Origin of the sequence: Pedobacter jeongneungensis, from assembly GCF_000633455.1 — a bacterium.
Lineage (GTDB): Bacteria > Bacteroidota > Bacteroidia > Sphingobacteriales > Sphingobacteriaceae > Pedobacter > Pedobacter jeongneungensis_A.
Genome location: NZ_AYMG01000019.1, coordinates 105,042 through 123,819, shown reverse-complemented (window position 1 = coordinate 123,819; position 18,778 = coordinate 105,042). Strand labels below are relative to the sequence as shown.

At 37.4% G+C, this 18,778-nt stretch carries 18 protein-coding genes; 7 read left to right on the top strand and 11 right to left on the bottom strand.

Annotated elements, in window-relative coordinates; all coding sequences use genetic code 11:
* Positions 1-23 precede the first annotated feature (23 nt).
* Positions 24-1,100 carry a sensor histidine kinase gene (locus U859_RS0118340; protein WP_025144786.1) on the top strand — a complete coding sequence of 359 codons (1,077 nt, stop codon included), beginning with the start codon at positions 24-26 and terminating at the stop codon, positions 1,098-1,100.
* On the opposite strand, the gene U859_RS0118335 is transcribed toward U859_RS0118340, so the two are convergent.
* On the bottom strand, positions 1,093-2,184 hold the full coding sequence (locus U859_RS0118335; RefSeq protein WP_025144785.1) for a metallophosphoesterase family protein: 1,092 nt from the start codon (positions 2,182-2,184) through the stop codon (positions 1,093-1,095). The two genes, U859_RS0118340 and U859_RS0118335, sit on opposite strands and share 8 nt — an antisense overlap.
* Before the next feature lie 220 nt (positions 2,185-2,404).
* Here U859_RS0118335 and U859_RS0118330 point away from each other — a divergent pair, with 220 nt between their 5' ends.
* Complete coding sequence (locus U859_RS0118330; protein ID WP_025144784.1) at positions 2,405-3,607, top strand: DUF763 domain-containing protein; 1,203 nt, start codon at positions 2,405-2,407, stop codon at positions 3,605-3,607.
* A gap of 311 nt (positions 3,608-3,918) precedes the next feature.
* On the opposite strand, the gene U859_RS0118325 is transcribed toward U859_RS0118330, so the two are convergent.
* Both U859_RS0118325 and U859_RS0118320 read right to left on the bottom strand, forming a co-directional pair.
* Positions 3,919-4,917, bottom strand: coding sequence for a PorP/SprF family type IX secretion system membrane protein (locus tag U859_RS0118325; RefSeq protein WP_025144783.1), 999 nt, complete (start codon positions 4,915-4,917; stop codon positions 3,919-3,921).
* Positions 4,917-7,289: a gliding motility-associated C-terminal domain-containing protein gene (locus U859_RS0118320; RefSeq protein WP_162799986.1), complete on the bottom strand. Its 2,373-nt coding sequence runs from the start codon at positions 7,287-7,289 to the stop codon at positions 4,917-4,919. The genes U859_RS0118325 and U859_RS0118320 overlap by 1 nt, the downstream gene beginning before the upstream one ends.
* Positions 7,290-7,741: 452 nt before the next feature.
* Here U859_RS0118320 and U859_RS0118315 point away from each other — a divergent pair, with 452 nt between their 5' ends.
* A complete protein-coding gene (locus U859_RS0118315; RefSeq protein ID WP_025144781.1) occupies positions 7,742-8,152 on the top strand; it encodes an organic hydroperoxide resistance protein in 411 nt (136 codons plus the stop codon).
* Positions 8,153-8,566: 414 nt separating this feature from the next.
* A complete protein-coding gene (locus U859_RS0118310) occupies positions 8,567-9,055 on the top strand; it encodes a hypothetical protein (protein ID WP_025144780.1) in 489 nt (162 codons plus the stop codon).
* Between the two features lie 59 nt (positions 9,056-9,114).
* Here U859_RS0118310 and bioB read toward each other — a convergent pair whose 3' ends face one another.
* The 6 genes from bioB to U859_RS0118280 all read right to left on the bottom strand — a co-directional run bounded on the left by bioB (position 9,115) and on the right by U859_RS0118280 (position 14,012).
* Entirely contained in the window at positions 9,115-10,116 is a 1,002-nt protein-coding gene (gene bioB, locus U859_RS0118305; protein ID WP_025144779.1) for a biotin synthase BioB, read from the bottom strand.
* A 109-nt stretch (positions 10,117-10,225) separates the two neighbouring features.
* Positions 10,226-11,575: a magnesium transporter gene (gene mgtE, locus U859_RS0118300; RefSeq protein WP_025144778.1), complete on the bottom strand. Its 1,350-nt coding sequence runs from the start codon at positions 11,573-11,575 to the stop codon at positions 10,226-10,228.
* Between the two features lie 92 nt (positions 11,576-11,667).
* Positions 11,668-11,970 (bottom strand): type II toxin-antitoxin system RelE/ParE family toxin, encoded by a 303-nt coding sequence (locus U859_RS0118295; RefSeq protein WP_025144777.1) that lies wholly within the window; start codon positions 11,968-11,970, stop codon positions 11,668-11,670.
* Positions 11,963-12,214: a type II toxin-antitoxin system ParD family antitoxin gene (locus U859_RS0118290; RefSeq protein ID WP_025144776.1), complete on the bottom strand. Its 252-nt coding sequence runs from the start codon at positions 12,212-12,214 to the stop codon at positions 11,963-11,965. Before U859_RS0118290 ends, U859_RS0118295 begins: the two co-directional genes overlap by 8 nt.
* Before the next feature lie 61 nt (positions 12,215-12,275).
* Positions 12,276-13,397, bottom strand: a complete 1,122-nt coding sequence (gene corA / locus U859_RS0118285) for a magnesium/cobalt transporter CorA (protein ID WP_025144775.1) — start codon at positions 13,395-13,397, stop codon at positions 12,276-12,278.
* 3 nt (positions 13,398-13,400) lie between these two features.
* A complete protein-coding gene (locus U859_RS0118280) occupies positions 13,401-14,012 on the bottom strand; it encodes a WbqC family protein (protein ID WP_025144774.1) in 612 nt (203 codons plus the stop codon).
* 39 nt (positions 14,013-14,051) lie between these two features.
* On the opposite strand from U859_RS0118280, the gene U859_RS0118275 reads away from it, so the two are divergent.
* Both U859_RS0118275 and U859_RS0118270 read left to right on the top strand, forming a co-directional pair.
* Positions 14,052-14,924 (top strand): lysophospholipid acyltransferase family protein, encoded by an 873-nt coding sequence (locus U859_RS0118275; RefSeq protein WP_025144773.1) that lies wholly within the window; start codon positions 14,052-14,054, stop codon positions 14,922-14,924.
* 5 nt (positions 14,925-14,929) lie between these two features.
* Entirely contained in the window at positions 14,930-15,943 is a 1,014-nt protein-coding gene (locus U859_RS0118270) for a glycosyltransferase family 2 protein (RefSeq protein WP_025144772.1), read from the top strand.
* A 345-nt stretch (positions 15,944-16,288) separates the two neighbouring features.
* Here U859_RS0118270 and aroQ read toward each other — a convergent pair whose 3' ends face one another.
* Entirely contained in the window at positions 16,289-16,705 is a 417-nt protein-coding gene (gene aroQ, locus U859_RS0118265; protein ID WP_025144771.1) for a type II 3-dehydroquinate dehydratase, read from the bottom strand.
* Between the two features lie 61 nt (positions 16,706-16,766).
* Between aroQ and xerD the strand changes: the two genes are divergently transcribed.
* Complete coding sequence (xerD, locus tag U859_RS0118260; protein WP_025144770.1) at positions 16,767-17,666, top strand: site-specific tyrosine recombinase XerD; 900 nt, start codon at positions 16,767-16,769, stop codon at positions 17,664-17,666.
* A gap of 190 nt (positions 17,667-17,856) precedes the next feature.
* Here the strand turns inward: xerD and prmC are convergent, their stop codons facing one another.
* On the bottom strand, positions 17,857-18,726 hold the full coding sequence (gene prmC / locus U859_RS0118250) for a peptide chain release factor N(5)-glutamine methyltransferase (RefSeq protein WP_025144769.1): 870 nt from the start codon (positions 18,724-18,726) through the stop codon (positions 17,857-17,859).
* Between the last annotated feature and the right edge of the window lie 52 nt (positions 18,727-18,778).

Here is an 18,778-nt window from a genome sequence, read left to right as displayed (position 1 = left end):
CTTATCCTATCAAAAAGGCCTACATGCATATCGATCAAGCAGAAAACAACCAACATTCAAACGAAACCTTGCGTGTAGCAAAATTAACTTATTACGATATCCTGGATACACCCGCCGAAAGTGCTTTTGATCAGTTAACGCAATTGGCTGCAGCCATTTTTGAGGTTCCTTTTGCAGGTATCTGTTTTACAGCTGCCGAAAAAACATTTATAAAATCGCAGATCGGTTCATCATCGTCTAATGGATCTGTATTTTATGTGCAAGCACCAATCATCACTCCTGATGGTTTTGATATTGGTCAGATTTACGTTGCTGATGACCAACCCAGAGAGGCTACAGAGAAACAATTCAATATGTTGAAATTATTGGCTGATATGGTGATAGAAAAGCTGGAATCGAGGATTGCGATCAGGAAAACATTTAGCGCTTATGACGACCGTTTACATGTGCTTATCCACGATCTTAAAAACCCCATGACCACCATTTCGCTCCAATCTGAATTATTGGGAAGAATACCCGGTGTTGATGAAAGGGTGTTGACAATTGCAGGAAAAGTAAATGCACAAGCTAAAAGAATGATCGATAACCTGAACGGTATATTAAGCAGCGCACGTAAAGAAACGAACTCTTTTAAGCCTAAAAAAACAGAAGTTGATCTGAAAGAAATACTCGAAGAGGTAAAATTCGATTTAGATTTAATTCTTAAAAGAAAAGCCCTAAATATCTCCATCAATATCGAAAATCCATTAAAAATATTTGGGGATCTGGATAAGCTGAGGGTTATTTTTAGCGAACTGATTAATAATGCAATTAAATTTTCTCCTAAAGGAGAAAAAATTACCATATCTCATCAAATAGCTGAAAATGAAATTACTATTGCGATAAAAGATCATGGTGTTGGCTTAACTGCTGAAGATTTAGATAAAATTTTCCTGAAATTCCCTAGATTGAGCGCTGTAGCTACCGAAAATGAAAATGTTTATGGCTTAGGACTGATTACGGCTAATGCGCTGATAGAGATCCATAAAGGAAAATTGTGGGTAGAAAGTGAAGGAAAAGATTTAGGGACAACTTTTTTTGTATCGCTGCCCATTAAATAGCCTTAAATAAATCACTTAATTTCATTTCTTCAAGCAACACCCTTTCCGGTTTGGCATTTTTATGGTACGACCACTTAATTAACCTGATAAAACCGTTTTCGATCTCAATTCCGGTAATATCGCCATCGCTAAAACAACAACATCCGCTGTTAAAATACCACGGCTTGTATTTGCCAAGGCGTGGCGGCTTATCTTCTTCTCTAATCCTTTTGTGCAATTCTTCATTTAAAAAAGCAAGTTCATCTGTATTTTTATTTTTTTTCGCATACTTTATTTTCACATAAATTCTTTCCAGATGTGTTAATGAAGCGAAAACTGGCTGGTGCGTATGCCCGGTTATTAAAGCCATATTCTGTTGCTCCGCTATCCAGCTGTACATCATTGCATTATGTGCAGTTTTAAGCTGATTATCGTAAGCTGGCGTATTGGGATTAATTTGAAGGTAAGCTTGTAAAGGTGCCCAGATGGTGCTCACAAACCACTTGCTAAACCAGTTTCCATCGCTTTGTAAATCACCCTGATGTCCGTGAGTGAGGAAAATATCAAATTGCCTTACTTCCATTTTCATTCTCAATATAGCACCCTCATAAATTGGGATTTTCTTCCCATAGATCCTGTTGAGGTTAAAACCTGCCAAAGGATCATTGTCCCAATACAGATCGTGGTTTCCAAATATTTTGGTAAAGCGATTTTTAGCGATAAAAGTTTTCTCTGCTTCAAAAGTATCTTTATTATGCCTGATTACCGATTCCAGTAAATTCTCCCAGAGTTCTTCACTGTCGCCTAAATTGATGTAATGAAAATCATGTTGATTGTAATGCTCAAGCGCTTTTAAATAGTTTTTTTCTGCGAGCGTAAAGTCGTCGGCATAATCGCGGGCACCCTTGTGCTGGTCGGATAAAATGATGAATTTATCGGCATCGGTAATTTCAAAAATCAAACCACGTTTCCCGGGTTCCTGATTAATGGTTTTGTAAAGCTTACTTAAGGCATTGTGAATGCGTGCACGGTCGGGCCTCGAACCAAACTTATTCGACATGCGGATGATCCAGGAACTAAATAGGCGTTGTAAGAATTTCCGCATGTATAAAAATGGAGCTTTACGATTAATGAAGTTTATAAATTAACAAAAAATATTGTTAATCGTTTTTCTTGTTGCGTCATTCCCAATCAAGTTGGGAATGACGAGCGACTTAGAAATTCTTGTATTCTGGATGGAAAATTAAACTGTTTTATTTCTGTATTTCCATGATTTCCATAGTAAAATTAGTTTTATCAAATACATTTTACTAAATTTGTTAGTATTGAAAAGATCAGGAAACGCAGACTTACCCCTACACTATGGCCATGTACCACCGTGGCTTGCTACACGTATGGCAACCCTTGGCCTTGCAATAACTGAAGCCATTATTTTAGAATATGGAAAAGCAGAGGTGATACGCCGCTTAAGCAGTCCATTTTGGTTTCAAAGTTTGGGAGCCGTAATGGGTATGGATTGGCATTCGTCTGGCATTACCACTTCAGTAATGGGCGCTTTAAAGAAATCCATCAATCCACTATCTAAAGAACTGGGCATTTATATCTGTGGTGGAAAAGGAAAACACAGCAGGGAAACCCCAAACGAGCTGTTAAGAATAGCCGACAAAACGGGTTTAAATGGTACTGAACTTGTCCGGGCAAGTAAATTGAGCGCCAAGGTCGACAATACAGCCATTCAGGATGGTTTTCAACTATACCTTCATAGTTTTATTCTAAGTAGTGATGGCGATTGGGCGGTAGTACAGCAAGGCATGAGCGATAGCAGTTCGACGGCAAGAAGATACCATTGGCATTCTGAAAATTTAAAATCGTTTGTAGAAGAACCACATACGGGTATTTGTGGTATTAATCAGGGTAAAATTTTAAACCTGACTTCAAATGATGCAGACAAAACCCGACAAAGCATGATGAGCATCACAGCCGAATCGCCAACGCGTATGCTGGGTGAAATACAAAATTTGGTATTGCCTAATCATCATGATGTGAGATCGAAAGATATAGACTTAAAACGCCTGGGAAGTATTTTATGGCTGGCACAGGAAAAGAAACCCAATGATTTTGAGGAATTGCTGTTGCTTGAAGGTATGGGCCCAAGAACATTACAATCAATGGCTTTAGTGAGTGAAGTAATTTATGGTACACCCTCACGGTTTACTGATCCAGCCCGTTACTCTTTCGCCAATGGCGGAAAAGACGGACATCCGTTCCCGGTACCCGTAAATGTGTACGACGAAACGATAAAAGTTTTAAGAAACGCGGTAGAAAAGGCAAAAATAGGCAACTCGGATAAGCAACAGGCAATAAAATCGTTGCATCAAATTGCACGCAATGCGGAAAAAGATTTTGTACCCAATATGGATTTTGAAAAGGTTATCCAAAAAGAAAGGGCTGATAGCTGGAAATACGGAGGCAGAACAATTTTCGGAAAAGAAAAGCCACCAGGTAATGAGCAGTTGAAGCTGTTTTAAAAATTGATGGAAGAAGTGATATGTAAGATGGGGATCAAATAACCAAAGTTCAATGATCAATGCCTGGCGTATTAGAATCTACCGATAAATTCTTAATGTCCTTAATTTCTTAATGGTCAGGAAAACGGAATTAAGTCAGGAGTCAGATGTCCGAAAGTCCGAGCATATGGAGCAGAGAAAAACTATTTCAATCAAGCTTTGTGCCTTTGTGGTTAAAAAGAATAGCCACGGAGGCTCAGAAAACACTGAAGATTAAACGCCTTGGCTATCAACTATAAAACCATGATCCATCGACCTAAAAACAACTACTCTTAAAACCTAGGGCAAGGCACTTTAAAACCCTTAAAATTATTATGCCGGTAAATGAAAGACAGTTCATAAGTACGTGGTGTAGCGCTTAATAATTTACTCCCGTAAACCGTATAATTCATTCCGGCGCTGATATTTCCCATGGCCACGCCAATATAGGGATAAAATGAAGCTTCGTTAAATTTGTACCACATGCCAAAATTCAGCTTCATTTTGGTTTCATCGCCAGGTTTGAGTCCTAAAACAGTTCCAAAAATCACATCCCTGTTATTTTTTTGGGCATTGTAAACCCCTGTTACATTTAAATCTACATTGTTGTTTAGAAGATAAAGCAAACCAAAATTAACGGTTTTCCGTGCTGAAACAATATCGGTACTATTACTTAATAGCGCTTCCTGAGGCTTTGTAAGGTGATATTGCGCATAACCAACGGCAAAACTCCAATAATCGAAGCTGGCGGCAAAATTGGCACCAATATTCAGGTCGAAATACGATGTTTTATCATTTTTTAAATCAAGATAATTGGGCATCGAACTATTAAAACCTCCCTCACCATTATATTGAGAAGCAAAAGTAAGTTTATTATAATCCAAATACTTCGAGACATATGAAACCTGTGGCGCCAAACCGAATTTAAACCGGTGCTCCTCATCCATATACTGATAATAAGAAACACTGGCACTGATGTATTGCGATTTTAAGGCTTTATTTAAAGATTCATCAAACAATCCACTCAATCCCAGGCTGAAATAGCTATTGATGAAATTTTCATCTTCAACCAATTTCAAATCGCCCGAAACACTATAGGTATTGTAGGGATCGCCAAGATTACCCCATTGTTGCCTGGTATTGGCAGCCACACGATAATCGCCATCAAAAAAGCCTGTAAATGCCGGATTTAAAGTTAAAGGAGCCGCGAAGTATTGCGAAAACTTCGGGTCTTGTGCCGAACAGCATATTGTAGCCAGGCACAAAAATAAAATGAGTAGCGGTCTGTGCATTATAATATGAGTATAGTTTTTCCTTTTGATTGAAATTTACCTCCAAATGTGTCAATTCCTTCTGCAAACCACGAAAAGGTTTCTAAAGGCTGCATTTGGCTTTTAAACTGCCCGTCCCAGCCCCCATTGGCTAAAGTGTCACTCTGATAAACCAATATCCCCCATTTGTTGTACACCTTAAAGCTGATCAGTTTCTGGATGCTCACTAAAAATGGATATAAGCGGTTATTGGTATCTTTTTGAGGGGTAAATGCGGTTGGAACAACAATTTTGGGCTGAGGCAGAATGTCTACTTCTATCGGAGCAGAAGTTATACATCCATTTTCGTTCTGGATAGAAATGTAATAAACTCCTGCCTTGTTCACTTTTGTGGGATCAGCTATGGGACGTTTTAAATAGGCATCTTCAAAATAGCCAATCTTTACGAAGGCACTGCTTCCTTTGGTAATTTCTGATGCTGTTAAATCTACAAAACCATTATCAAAAACTGCTTTTGGTTTATGCAGCACGATGATTGGAGCGGTATTAAAATTCACCTGTATTTTACCCGTAGTAAAACATCCTCCAACATTTGCAGCTTTAATGTAGTAAGTGCCAGCTTTTGCAATTGCTTTAGGAAAAGTAATCTTATTGGTTAGTGCCTCATCGTAAAAAAATGAATAGTTTAAACCTGTTGTTGAACCAGCATAAAGCGCTGGATTAGTAATATCTACTTTATCAGGAAAACAAGCCAGCTCAGGATTTTTAACATGAAGCACAGGCAAATCATTGATCACAACCTCTATTTTATCACTAACCATGCATCCTTCAGCATTAATTGCCTTTACATAATAAGTTCCCGGTTTTTCAATATGTGATGGGTCGGTAAGCAGATCACTCAATTCCTGATCCTTATAAAAACTGTACTTAAAGCTTACATCACTCCCTGAAAAGAGATTGGCTGAAGTAATATCTACTTTTCCCGGAATACATACAGGTTTGGGATTGGTCACTTTTAAAACGGGCTTATCCTTAACAGTTACATCAATAGAGATGATTTTACTGCAACCGATTTGGTTGGAAAGTTTGATAAAATATCTGCCCGTTTTATTGATGTGCTGTGGATCGGAAATGACTTTCGTAGCTGCCTCATCTAAAAAATAAGATCGGCTAATCCCTTCTAAAGTACCGAGATATAATGCTGAATTTGTAATGTCGACACTTTCCGAGTAACAAACCGCATCTGGATTTTTGGTACTGATGTTTGCCGCGTTGAATATCGAAATATCGATTGGAACCACACTTTCGCAGCCTTTATTATTGGTTCCTTTAATGTAAAAAGTTTTATCTGCCACTATTTTAACCGGACCATTTATAAGCTTGGTTAAATCTTTATCTTCATAAGCCAGATAAGTAAAACCTTCAGATTTGTTGAGAATATATTTCGGATCTAAAAGGTCAATTTCAGCACCTTGGCATACCACATCTTTCTTTAAAACCTTAAGCTCATAATCTATCCCATGAATTACTGTACTTACTGTGCTAGGGCAGCCAAAACCTGTATAAGGAACTAAATCAAGCAAAATGCGAGAGCCATCGGCAGGTTTTGGTTTAATATTAATCGACTGTTCGGAACCATATTTTATTGACCGGTCTGCACTATACCAGTTATAAGTTTGGTAACCACTCGGGCCTGATAAACTAACCGCATCGGCACTGGCACAATAAGTATTGCCGGTAACTAAATCTCCATATACATTATTGATATCTACATAAGCATAGCCAAAATGCTGCCCCCTCGAACAATCGGTACTGATAAATTCGATAAGCAGTTGCTTGCCCTGATAGCCGGATAAATTAATGGTTACGGGCGACCAATCTTTATAAATAACACTTTCGTATGCTGCTGATTTTTTGAAGCCTGGCAATGATGAAGTAGCCACATATTCAAATGATGCACATGGAATGTATTCATTCTTCTCCACATCTTTTATTCTGGCAATAAACCGGGGTTGTTCAAAGGGTTCGTGATCGGGATCTTCTAAAACAACCGCATATTGATAGGTTAATGTAAATTCCGGCCGATCGGCTGGAACAGTCATCAGGTATGATATTCCATCAATCTGTGCACCGGTAACATTGTTTCCAAGCTTAACCGAATAGTTTCCGCCAGAAGGTGGGATCAAATGAAAACCACCATAAGGATCTACGAGGTTTTTGTTACTAATAATGGTATGCCTTCCCGAAATTGGTTTGGGTACTTCATTCATCGTGACTACATTCTGATTATTTTCGATTGCAATAGAGCCTGCATAAATCTTCCAGTTCTGAAAATTTCCATTTTCAAATCCGATATTCTCCGGAGAGGATTGCGCACATAATTTAGATGGCATAGCAAAACTTGCTATAAGCAACATCAGAAACAATCGATTTAACAACGGGATGATTTTAAACAGTTATGATATAAAAATATCGTTTTAGTATGTTCAGCGCTTTGGTGTCAAGATAAAGCAGCGTTTTTTTACACGAAACCCGATACCAATAAATGAGTATAATAAACCATTTACTTTCACCGAATTAATAGAATACAATAACTGTAATCAACTGATTTTTAAGCCTATTTAAATTATCCTAGTCTATCCTACAATAAATTATTGTACTCATTTAATCTGGATTTTTAGAGGCTTATGAGCTGATGAAACATGTGGTTTTTTACATGAAATGACTGTAAGTTATTCATACAATTGTCATTTATACGCGTTAAAGTATGTTTAAGCAGTCTTTGAAGTATATAAAAACAAAGACAACTATAATTTGTTAATCTAAATCAATTAAGAATATTATTATGGAAAAGCTATATACGGCTGAAGTAACAGCTACTGGAGGAAGAGACGGACACGTTAAATCGAGTGATGGAATTTTAGATTTCGATTTAAGAAAACCAAAAGAACTGGGTGGACAAGGTGGTGCAACCAACCCTGAAGAATTATTTGCGGCAGCATGGGGACCGTGCTATTTAGGTGCCTTAGGTTCTATAGCCGAACGCGAAGGTGTTGATGTTAGCGAAGCTAATGTTAAGGTATTGGTTTCGTTTAATAAGGATGGGAATTCATTTGCGCTTTCGGCAGATCTGGATGTACATATCCCTGGAATCTCTCATGAAGAAGCACAATCCTTAGCCGATAAAGCACATAGGGCCTGCCCATATTCTAAAGCGACAAAAGGAAATATAGAAGTAAGGGTAACTGCAGTATAAGGTGTCATAGCTGTTTACCATTCAATTTTGTGGCTGAAAGAAATATCTGGAACCACAAATGGTCCGAAACAAAAAAGTCCCGGTTTTAATCGGGACTTTTTCATGAGTTAACATTTAGTCTTAATGAATTATCATCAAAAAGACTTCACTCCCGCTTTAGTCGGCCTATCAAGAAGGAAAACCTTGATTCGTAAAATTCATATTTTTACCTATCTTGGCTAATATTTAGCTCTTAGTATAGTTGCACAATCCCTGGTGCATAAATTTAATATCCCAATTTTTATTTATTAACCTGAACGTCTTCTTTAGAAGATGTGACTGCGATTATACGAATATCGGCGTTCACCGGTATCGCTAAAGTTATTTTTGCGTGAAAAAATAACGGAAATTTTCTAAACAAATTAATATTAAAAAATGAGATTAACTAAAATGTCTAAAACTATTGTTCTTGCAGCAACAGTGTTTTTCGCAGCATGCAGTGGTAAAAATACCGAATTGGAGAAAGAATTATCAGCAGAACATTTAAAACTGGAAAGCGAACACAAAACCTTAGAAGAGGCTCATGCCAAATTAGAAACCGGCCATGCCGAATTTGCTAAAATTCATGGAGAATTAAAAGAAGCAGCGAGCAATAAACATGCTAAAATTGAAGCTGAGCATGGTAAATTACTGGCAGAACATACGCAATTAATTGAAAAGCATGCCGAGCTTATTAAGTTACATGCTGATTTGGAAAAAGAACATGCTGCTGGCGGAAATAGTGATGAGCAAATTAAAGCTGACCATGATAAAATGAAAAAGGAAGACGAGCAGCTGATGGAAGAGCATAAAAAAATTGAGGCTGAGCATAAATTGATTACAGAACAGGATCAAAAAATAAAGCAGGAAGATAAAATAAAATAATAAATAAAAAACGCAGGCTATTAGCCTGCGTTTTTTATTTGATTTCGTTATATTTTTAATTAAACAGCTTCTTCTGCAACTCTTGTATTCGCCGGGCGGCCATTTTTAAAGGCATCGCGGGTTTTTAAGCCTAATAATTCAAACATCGCCATATCATCTACAAAAGCAGGATTTGGCGTAGTTAATAATTTATCGCCTGCAAAAATAGAACTTGCGCCTGCCATAAAACAAAAAGCCTGCTCTAAAGTACTCATCTCATTTCTACCTGCGGATAAACGCACTACTGAGTTTGGCATAACAATACGCGCTGTAGCAATCATCCTTACCATATCCCAGATTGGAACACGTGGCTGATTTTCTAATGGTGTTCCTTTTACCGGAACCAAAGCATTAACCGGCACCGATTCAGGGTGTTTTTCCATGTTTGATAAGGTCTGCAACATCGAAACACGATCTTCGACCGTTTCACCTAAGCCGATAATACCTCCGCTACAAACTGTTAATTTCGCTTTACGTACGTTTTTGATGGTATTTAAACGGTCATCATAAGTTCTGGTTGAGATGATGCGTTTATAATCGTCTTCCGAAGTATCAATATTGTGGTTATAAGCATATAAACCAGCATCAGCTAAACGTTGTGCCTGACTTTCGGTAAGCATACCCAAAGTACAGCAAACTTCCATATCCATATCATTAACAGCTTTAACCATTTCAATTACACGGTCAAAATCGCGGTTATCGCGTACTTCGCGCCATGCAGCGCCCATACATAAACGTGATGCGCCACCTTCTTTAGCTTTAACTGCAGCACTAACCACCTGGCCAACCTGCATTAAAGGCTGTACTTCTAATTCGGTATGGTAACGGGCAGCTTGCGGGCAATATGAACAATCTTCGGCACAACCTCCGGTTTTGATTGAGATTAATGAACTTACCTGAACTTCATTGTAATCTTTATTTTCCCTGTGGATGCTAGCAGCTTCATAAACCAGATCCAAAAATGGCCTGTTGTAAATTTCGTATATTTCTTCTTTTGTCCAATCGTGTTTTGTTGTTTGCATGTGGATCAGATTTTACAGATTTAATTTTATTCGTCTTAGTTAATTAACAGGTGCTGTATCCAGTCTTTCGGATAAAGATACCGAAATCCAAAAATCAAGCAGATCCTGATTATAGTAAAAGTTTACTGGCCAATCCTAAAATTAACAGGAAACCAAAAACGTCGGTAAAAGTAGTAATAATTATAGATGATGCAATGGCAGGATCGATACCTACCCTTTTTAAAATAAGCGGGATACCTGCACCGGTGATGCCTGCAATGATCAGATTACCCGTCATAGCCAGGAAGATAACTAAACCAAGCATCGGGTTTCCATCGAAAAAGAAAGCAAAAATAAATACGATTAATCCGTTAGATGCACCGTTGATTAAACCTACAGTAAACTCTTTTAAAACAGTTCTGTAAGCTTGTTTATCTGTTAAATCGTAAAGTGAAATACGCCTCACGGTTACAGCAAGCGCCTGGGTGGCCGCATTTCCGCCCATTCCGGCAATAATGGTCATGTAGGCTGCTAAAGAAGGGATCAATTTAATGGTCGGATCGAAATAACGCACTACCGATGAAGCTAAAAAAGCCGTACCGAGATTGATAATCAACCAGGGCAAACGCGATTTCACCGCTTCTACCCAATTACCACTTAATTCTTCATCTTCTGATACCCCTGAAATTTTCAAGATATCTTCGGTACTTTCTGCCTCCATTACATCGATCACGTCATCGAAAGTTACCCTTCCCAATAATTTCTGGTGTTCATCTATTACCGGAATGCTGGTTAAGTTATATTGGGAAATCAGGTTGGCTACTTCCTCCTGGTCGGTATCAGGATGAACATAAACGGCATCTATTTTAACCAGTTCGGTTATTTTGGCATTGTGTTTTGCTTTGATGATATCTTTTAACGAAACAATGCCTTTAAAAATCTCCTCGTCATCTACCACGTAAATGGTATAAAACTCCTCCATTTCCTCACTTTGGCGGATGATCTCGTCAATTGCGTCTTTTTTGGTGAGGTTGATGTTTACACAAATCAGTTCTGTGTTCATCAAACCACCGGCGGTTTTTTCGTCGTAGGTTAAAAGGTTCCTGATTTCTGAAGCATGATCTTCTGTCAGATCTTCCAGAATTTCTTTCTGCTCGTGGTCTTCCAGTTGCGAAATAATATCTGTTGCATCATCATAATCCAGCTCCTCAACAATTTCGGTACGTTTATCGGGGTGAAGCTCAAAGAGTAAATCCTCCGGATGGGATTCTTCATCCATTTCCGAAATAATTTCGGAGGCGATCTCTGCCGGAAGAAGGTTTATAATATGCCGCTGTTCGGATTTATCCAAACGTTCGAACAAAATCGCGATTTCTGAGGCATGGTATTCCTCTAAAACTATTTTCAAAGTTTCATCACCAGCTAAAATTGCATTTTTAACCTTGAGTACGTCGCTTTTATCTATTTCGAATGACTGCATCTATAACCTAACCAAAACGCCCTAAAGCTACAAATATTAAAAATTGATTTTTTACAATAATTGATTTTTAATGCTAACCATTTACAGTACAATTAAAGTTCTGACATTTTAGATCCTAAATCCATCTTAGCATGTAAAATTCTAGCTATTTCGATTTCTCCATTATCAATTATCAGATAGAAAATGATATGTTCACCAGCTTTGAATCCTAATACATTTTGGTTTGTCTCCTTATAATTTCTACCTATTTCAGGTTTCTTTGCAATCTGAGTACAAAATCCAATCAGTAACTTATAATATTTGTCTGCTTGATTTTCAGACCAAACATCATAAGTGTAATCCCAAATTTCACTTAAATCTTCAAGCGCTTTGTTACTAAGAGAGAACTTAGCCATTTTTCCTCTTTTTGGCTTTCAACATTTCAAGATGTTTTTTCGGATCAAAATCCTTAACCATTCCACTATCAATTCCCACCTGAAGCGCTTCTCTTAAAATTTTGATCTTGTTTTCTTCATCTTCCAATAATCTTAATCCTGCCCGAATAACCTCACTTACATTTTTAAATCTTCCTTCGGAAATTCTTTCATCAACAAAATTTTCAAAATGATCTCCTAAAGCCATAGATGTATTTCGTCCCATTGTTTTAATCTTAAAATATTACTAAAGTTACCAAAAACTGGTACATTTTAAAAATAAAGTTTTATTTAAACCAACCTTTACGCCAAAAATAGATCACCTGTAAAACTGCGATCACTGCCATCACAATCCAGGTGTATAAATAACCATGTGCCGCATATAATTCAGGCATGTTATCTTTCAGTATTTTTCCTGTTGCCGGATCTTCCCTGCTGAAGTTCATCCCGTAAATCCCTGCAATAAAGGTTAATGGAATAAATATGGACGAAATGATAGTCAATACCTTCATAATTTCGTTCATCCGGTTGCTGATGATCGATAAATTCATATCAATATTGGCTGAGGCAATCTCCTTTAACGATTCTATAAAATCAATGATCTGGATGCAATGATCATAAGCATCTTTCATATAGGTTTTGGTCAGATCGGATATTAAAGGACTATCGGTACGGATAATATCATTTAACTTATCCCTTTCTGGCCATGCTACTTTCCTTATGGTAATTAATGATCTTTTAATGGCCTGTGTATCGTACATGATCCTTTTATCAGGATGATCATATAGGCGGTCTTCAATTGCATCCAATTCTTCACCCCAAAAATTCAAAAGCGTAAAATAATTATCTACAATTACATCCATAATGGCATACATCAAATAACTGCTGCCACCGATGCGGATATTACCCTTGCCTATCTCCAAACGTTTCCTAACCGGTTCGAAACAATCAGCATAACTTTCCTGAAAGGTAATTAGTGTCCGTTCTGATAAAATAAAGGAGATCTGATCATTGCAGAGTACATTATCTTCACCTAAATATAGATGCCTGCTTACTGAAAAAATATACTTATCATTATCGTATTCATCCAGTTTGGGTCGCTGATATGAACTGGTGATATCTTCAAGCACGAGCCTGCTAATGTCCAGTTTAGCATATAAGGTTTCAAATATATTGGGATCAGCCAGGCCTTTGATATCGAACCAGTAATAAAAATCTTTGTTCTCAATCAGTTTATCAATGTTATTGATATTTTCCAGTTCGGTTTTCTTATAACTTTTATCATTATAAGTATGCAATACAATGAGCGGCTTTAACGCCTCTTCATCAATGGCGTACAAACCCGGGCTGGTACCAGGGGCAGGAACTTTATAGTGTTTATGGCGATTGCGTGGCTTGTTTTTTCCCATATGTTACAAATATAGCCGGGCCTGTGGCCCCTGGTTAAATAACAGATCAACAATACTTAAGTTGGGTAAGAATTGATGTTTATCTTCAAAAACCTGATAATATGGCTTATTGTTTACAATATCTTCCTGTTTTTTAGGGTTCATAATGGAACGGAAATCCAATTCTGGTTGGATATTATCAAAATACTCGCTCGTTACCTCAAAACTTTTATTCAATTTTAGTTTTTTGTTCAGCCACTCTAAAAGTTCGAAATTATAATCGAACAGAAATTCGAACTTGTTTTGGTAAAAGCGTGATAGTTCATCTTCGTAAAACTCGAAATAAGCAGAACTCCTGTAGCAACTTTCTAAACTCAACCAATGTAAACGCTGCCAGTTAAAATCGTAACTAATCCGTACATCCTTCATTTTCGTATGTGTTTTAGCACCCTTAACCACAGGGACGGTAATATCCAATTTGCCATTAGGCGAATAAATACTGGCCCTGTTACGGTAAGTCTGCTTTGCTAAATGTTCATGTTTTTCAATTAAAAAATCTTCCCCAAGCTTTTGCAATAAACTAAAATAACCTACTGGTGGAAGATAAAATAATGGAAGTATAGCTGTATTCTGCATTTGAAAATTTATGTTTGTAGCTGAAACGTTTTAAAAATAATGATTAAAAGAGGGATTGCGCACATTGGCGTATTTTTTTTATACCTGTTGTCGCTGCTCCCCCTGCCTTTGCTGTTTTTTTTTGCAAGATTACTATATTATCTGCTTTATTACGTTATAGGCTATCGAAAAAAAGTTGTCAGACAGAATTTAACCCACTCTTTTCCAGAAAAATCTGTCACTGAAATTAAAGCTATAGAGAAAAAATTCTTCCTGTACTTAGCCGAACTTATTTTTGAAATCATCAAAATGACCAGTATTTCGAAAGCTGAAACGTTAAAAAGGGTAAAGTTTACAGGCTTGGAACAATTGGAAGTTCATTTTAAAGCCGGAGAAAGTGTACTGGCCTGTACAGGCCATTATGGCAACTGGGAATTAGGCACTTTAGCACTTGGCTTGAGCATTTCGGCTAAAACCATGGTTATTTTTAAACCCATCAAAAATAAAATTTTCGAAACCTGGTTCGATTGTATGCGCACCAGGTATGGAAACATTTTCATTGCTATGCGACAAACGCTACGCGGCATGGCGGCTTACAAAAATGAACCTACGCTTTTGTGTTTTGCGAGCGATCAGTCCCCTACCAGAGAAGAAACCAAATATTTCGTAGACTTTCTGCATCAACCTACTGCAGCACTTTTAGGTGTAGAAAAAATTGCAAAATCTACCAAAAGACCGATATATTACTTTAAGGTAAATGTGGTAAAAAAAGGTTATTACCATATAGAAGTGTTGCCCATGTGCCTCGAACCTGCTAAAATGGACGAATTTGAGATTACTGACCTGCACTTTAAATTTTTAGAAAACATTATAAAAGAACAGCCACAATACTGGCTCTGGAGCCATAAGCGCTGGAAATTTAAACCCGAATAAAAAGAATGAACCCATCAGTAGCCGTTGTAATTTTAAACTGGAATGGAAAAGCGTATTTAAAGCAGTTTTTACCCGGAATTTTGCTTTCCGAATATGATAACCTACAAATTGTTGTGGGCGATAATGCCTCAACAGATGATTCAGTTTCATTTTTGCAAGAAAATTTTCCAACTGTTAAAATTATCCAAAACGATCAGAACTATGGATTTGCAGGAGGCTACAATAAAGTTTTAGAACGTGTAGAGGCCGATTATTTCATTTTGCTCAATTCGGATGTCGAAGTTGTTCCAAACTGGATTAAACCTATCATTAGCCTAATGGAAAGTGATGCCCAGATTGCAGCTGCACAGCCTAAAATTAAATGGCAACTGAACAAAAACCAGTTCGAATACGCAGGAGCTGCCGGAGGTTATCTTGATATTTATGCTTTTCCTTTCTGCCGTGGAAGGCTTTTTAATGTTTATGAGTTTGATAACGGTCAATATAATGAACAAAAAGAGGTATTTTGGGCTAGTGGAGCTGCTTTTTTTATTAAAAGCAAATGCTGGAGAGAAGCTGGTGGATTGGATGCCGATCTTTTCGCCCACATGGAAGAAATAGACCTATGCTGGCGCTTAAAAAACCTGAACTACAAAATTATGTATTGTCCGGATGCTGAAGTGTATCATGTTGGCGGCGGAACTTTACAGACGGAAAATCCATTTAAAACTTACCTCAATTTCAGGAACAACCTCATCATTATGCAGAAAAACCTCCCTGCAGGTGATGCAATTTTCAGGATTACCATCCGAATGTTTATCGATTTTATTGCCTGGTTGCACTTTTTACTCACCGGAAAACCAAAATTCACCATGGCAGTAACTAAAGGACACTGGCATTTTCTTAAATCCTTATCAAAAACAAATAAAAAAAGAAAATTGATTCAAAAAGAGTACGCCAAACATACCGGTGTATACAATAACAGCATTGTTTGGGCATTTTTTATTAAGAAAATTAAGTATTTTTCGAAGTTGAAATAAGGGTTTCGTCATTTCCACAGATTATTTTTTTTAAAAAAGGAATGATGGTAACAGGTATAGTCGAATCGTCATTTCGACCCCAGTGGATAAATCTTTTAACATACCCTATAGATTTCTCCATTTCGCTTAGCAAATACTAACAGATTCAATAGGAAAGTTCATCATTGCGAGAAGGTATGATAGCCTGCCCCGACTTTTTGGGGAAGTAATCTTTCATACTTGAAAGCCATGCTACAAAGATTGCTTCAGCCCATGAAAAATTGGCTTCGCAATGACGATCACCTGTAAACTAAAATTTTGAGTGCTGTCAGATGTTACCATCTGACAGTTTAATATCAGAATAGATTAAACCAATAAACTTTCGATCGCCAAACGGTAACCTTTCATTCCAAACCCTGTTAAAACACCCTGACAATTTTTCCCCGTCAACGAAACGTGGCGGTATTCTTCACGGGCATAGATATTCGAAATATGAACTTCAACAACAGGCGTTTTAATAGCAGCAATAGCATCTGCAATGGCCACAGACGTATGCGTATAACCACCAGCGTTAAGCACTACACCATCATAACTGAAACCCACTTCATGCAATTTATTAATAATTTCACCCTCCACATTACTTTGGTAGTATTCAATTTCGATTTCCGGATAAACTGATTTTAATTCTTTAATATAATCTTCAATGCTGGTATTTCCGTAGATAGATGGCTCACGAACACCCAATAAGTTTAAGTTTGGCCCGTTAATAATTTGTATTTTCATTGTCTGTTGTAACGTTAAATGTTGTAACGTTGCAATGTTATAAAAAATCTCATATAAAAGCATGCTTTGGCCATCATATATTAAAGGGTTTAAGTCGTATTTAAAGCTGGAGCGGTCATTATCCGGTAATTCTGTTGAAGCTTATCTAAACGATATTGGCAAATTGACACAGTATTTTCAATCCTTAAATGAAGAGCCAAAACTGACAGACATAACCATAACTAACTTAAAATCTTTCATTTCATGGTTAAATGAACTGGGCATGCTGGCAAGTACACAGGCCAGGGTAATATCGGGACTGAAAGCTTTTTTCTCCTACTTATTGCTTGAAGATGTAATCAGTAATGATCCTACCGCATTATTGGAAGCACCCAAACTGAGTCGAAAATTACCTGACACGCTTAATATCCACGAAATTAATGAGCTGATTGCTGCAATAGATGCTTCAAAACCAGAAGGGATGCGCAACAAGGCCATTATGGAAGTATTGTATGGCTGTGGCTTACGTGTTACCGAGTTAACAGAACTCAGAATCTCCAGCTTATTTCCTCAGATCGAATTTATCAAAGTAATTGGAAAGGGAAATAAAGAGCGTTTGGTACCCATTGGAGGTGTAGCCTTAAAACTGCTTGACATTTACATTAACGAAGTTAGGGTGCATGCAAACATTAAAAAAGGAAACGAGGATTTTATATTCCTAAACCGCTTTGGGGCTAAGCTCTCACGGATTTCTATTTTTAACCTGATTAAAAGCCTCGCGTTAGCCACCGGATTAAAGAAAACGATTAGTCCGCATACTTTTAGGCATTCTTTTGCTACGCATTTAATTGAGGGCGGCGCCGATTTGCGCGCAGTTCAGGAGATGCTGGGCCATTCGAGCATTACCACCACAGAAATTTATACACACATTGATAGAGATTATTTGAGAGAGGTAATTACGCAATTTCATCCGAGGGCTTAGTTGTTGATGGTTTTTAGATCATGGTTAATGGTTAAGGTGCCTACCCAAAGCGATAATTTTCCATGTTTTCCAAGCATCTGTGGCCATTTTTTTTACCAAAAAGGCACGAAGACACAAAGTTGGATTTAGTGTGTCCTCATTCGCATCATATCTTCAGACTTTCGGACCTCTGACTTCCGACTATTCTTCATCATATCTCCGCTCTCACCATCCTATCCTTTCCCTGCATATCCTTTCTTAACTCAATATTAATAAAACCTTTATCGTTTAACATATCAACTGTTTCTTTACCTAAATGTTCATTAATCTCAAAGAAAAGCTGTCCATTTGACTTTAAATTGGTTTTAGCAAAATCAGCGATTGCTTTATAAAAAATCAATGGGTTTTCGTCACTTACAAACAAAGCCAAATGGGGTTCGTGTAAAAGTACGTTATTATGCATTTCAATTTTTTCTAAATACCTGATATATGGCGGATTACTTACGATGATATCAAATTTTTCTTCAGATTGAAATGTTAAAATATCTGCGTTAATAAAATTGATATCTACACCAATTTGCCGGGCATTTTGTTTTGCAACTGCGATAGCATCAGCAGACACATCTAATGTAGCTACCCGGATGTTCGGTAGGTGTTTTTTAAGGGTGATTGGTATACAACCGGAGCCGGTTCCGATATCTAGTAGACTCAGCTTTTTCGGGGGGGCAAAACTGTTAACTGAAAACTGTGAACTGCAAACTGAGATTATCCATTCAACCAATTCCTCTGTTTCAGGTCTTGGTATCAATACATTTTCGTTAACTTTAAAAACCAGACCATAAAAATGAGCTTCTTCTAAAATATGCTGAATGGGTTTTCCGATCTGCAAATCGTTAAGAATGCTCAAAAATTTCTGCATATTAATGAAACTGACATCTGCATCTTTCTGGATCATTAATATACCGGGAGACAAAGCTAAAACCTGTTCAGCAGCCAGGCTAAATAATGTTTTCGCCTCATCGCTTTCGTATAAAGGTGCAAGTTCCAATTTATAATGCTCTTCGAGCGCTCCTATGTTCATGTAAAGCAAAATTACTTATTTGAGATGATAACAAATCTGTTTTGATAAGCCT

What these genes read in the sequence shown, in the direction of transcription:
- U859_RS0118290 (WP_025144776.1), bottom strand. Translation starts at nt 12,214, where the DNA reads ATGGGACGAAATACATCTATGGCTTTAGGAGATCATTTTGAAAATTTT.
- U859_RS0118315 (WP_025144781.1), top strand. Translation starts at nt 7,742, where the DNA reads ATGGAAAAGCTATATACGGCTGAAGTAACAGCTACTGGAGGAAGAGAC.
- U859_RS0118320 (WP_162799986.1), bottom strand. Translation starts at nt 7,289, where the DNA reads ATGCCATCTAAATTATGTGCGCAATCCTCTCCGGAGAATATCGGATTT.
- bioB (WP_025144779.1), bottom strand. Translation starts at nt 10,116, where the DNA reads ATGCAAACAACAAAACACGATTGGACAAAAGAAGAAATATACGAAATT.
- U859_RS0118340 (WP_025144786.1), top strand. Translation starts at nt 24, where the DNA reads ATGCATATCGATCAAGCAGAAAACAACCAACATTCAAACGAAACCTTG.
- corA (WP_025144775.1), bottom strand. Translation starts at nt 13,397, where the DNA reads ATGGGAAAAAACAAGCCACGCAATCGCCATAAACACTATAAAGTTCCT.
- U859_RS0118335 (WP_025144785.1), bottom strand. Translation starts at nt 2,184, where the DNA reads ATGCGGAAATTCTTACAACGCCTATTTAGTTCCTGGATCATCCGCATG.
- U859_RS0118325 (WP_025144783.1), bottom strand. Translation starts at nt 4,917, where the DNA reads ATGCACAGACCGCTACTCATTTTATTTTTGTGCCTGGCTACAATATGC.
- U859_RS0118310 (WP_025144780.1), top strand. Translation starts at nt 8,567, where the DNA reads ATGAGATTAACTAAAATGTCTAAAACTATTGTTCTTGCAGCAACAGTG.
- prmC (WP_025144769.1), bottom strand. Translation starts at nt 18,726, where the DNA reads ATGAACATAGGAGCGCTCGAAGAGCATTATAAATTGGAACTTGCACCT.
- U859_RS0118280 (WP_025144774.1), bottom strand. Translation starts at nt 14,012, where the DNA reads ATGCAGAATACAGCTATACTTCCATTATTTTATCTTCCACCAGTAGGT.
- mgtE (WP_025144778.1), bottom strand. Translation starts at nt 11,575, where the DNA reads ATGCAGTCATTCGAAATAGATAAAAGCGACGTACTCAAGGTTAAAAAT.
- xerD (WP_025144770.1), top strand. Translation starts at nt 16,767, where the DNA reads ATGCTTTGGCCATCATATATTAAAGGGTTTAAGTCGTATTTAAAGCTG.
- U859_RS0118275 (WP_025144773.1), top strand. Translation starts at nt 14,052, where the DNA reads ATGATTAAAAGAGGGATTGCGCACATTGGCGTATTTTTTTTATACCTG.
- U859_RS0118295 (WP_025144777.1), bottom strand. Translation starts at nt 11,970, where the DNA reads ATGGCTAAGTTCTCTCTTAGTAACAAAGCGCTTGAAGATTTAAGTGAA.
- aroQ (WP_025144771.1), bottom strand. Translation starts at nt 16,705, where the DNA reads ATGAAAATACAAATTATTAACGGGCCAAACTTAAACTTATTGGGTGTT.
- U859_RS0118270 (WP_025144772.1), top strand. Translation starts at nt 14,930, where the DNA reads ATGAACCCATCAGTAGCCGTTGTAATTTTAAACTGGAATGGAAAAGCG.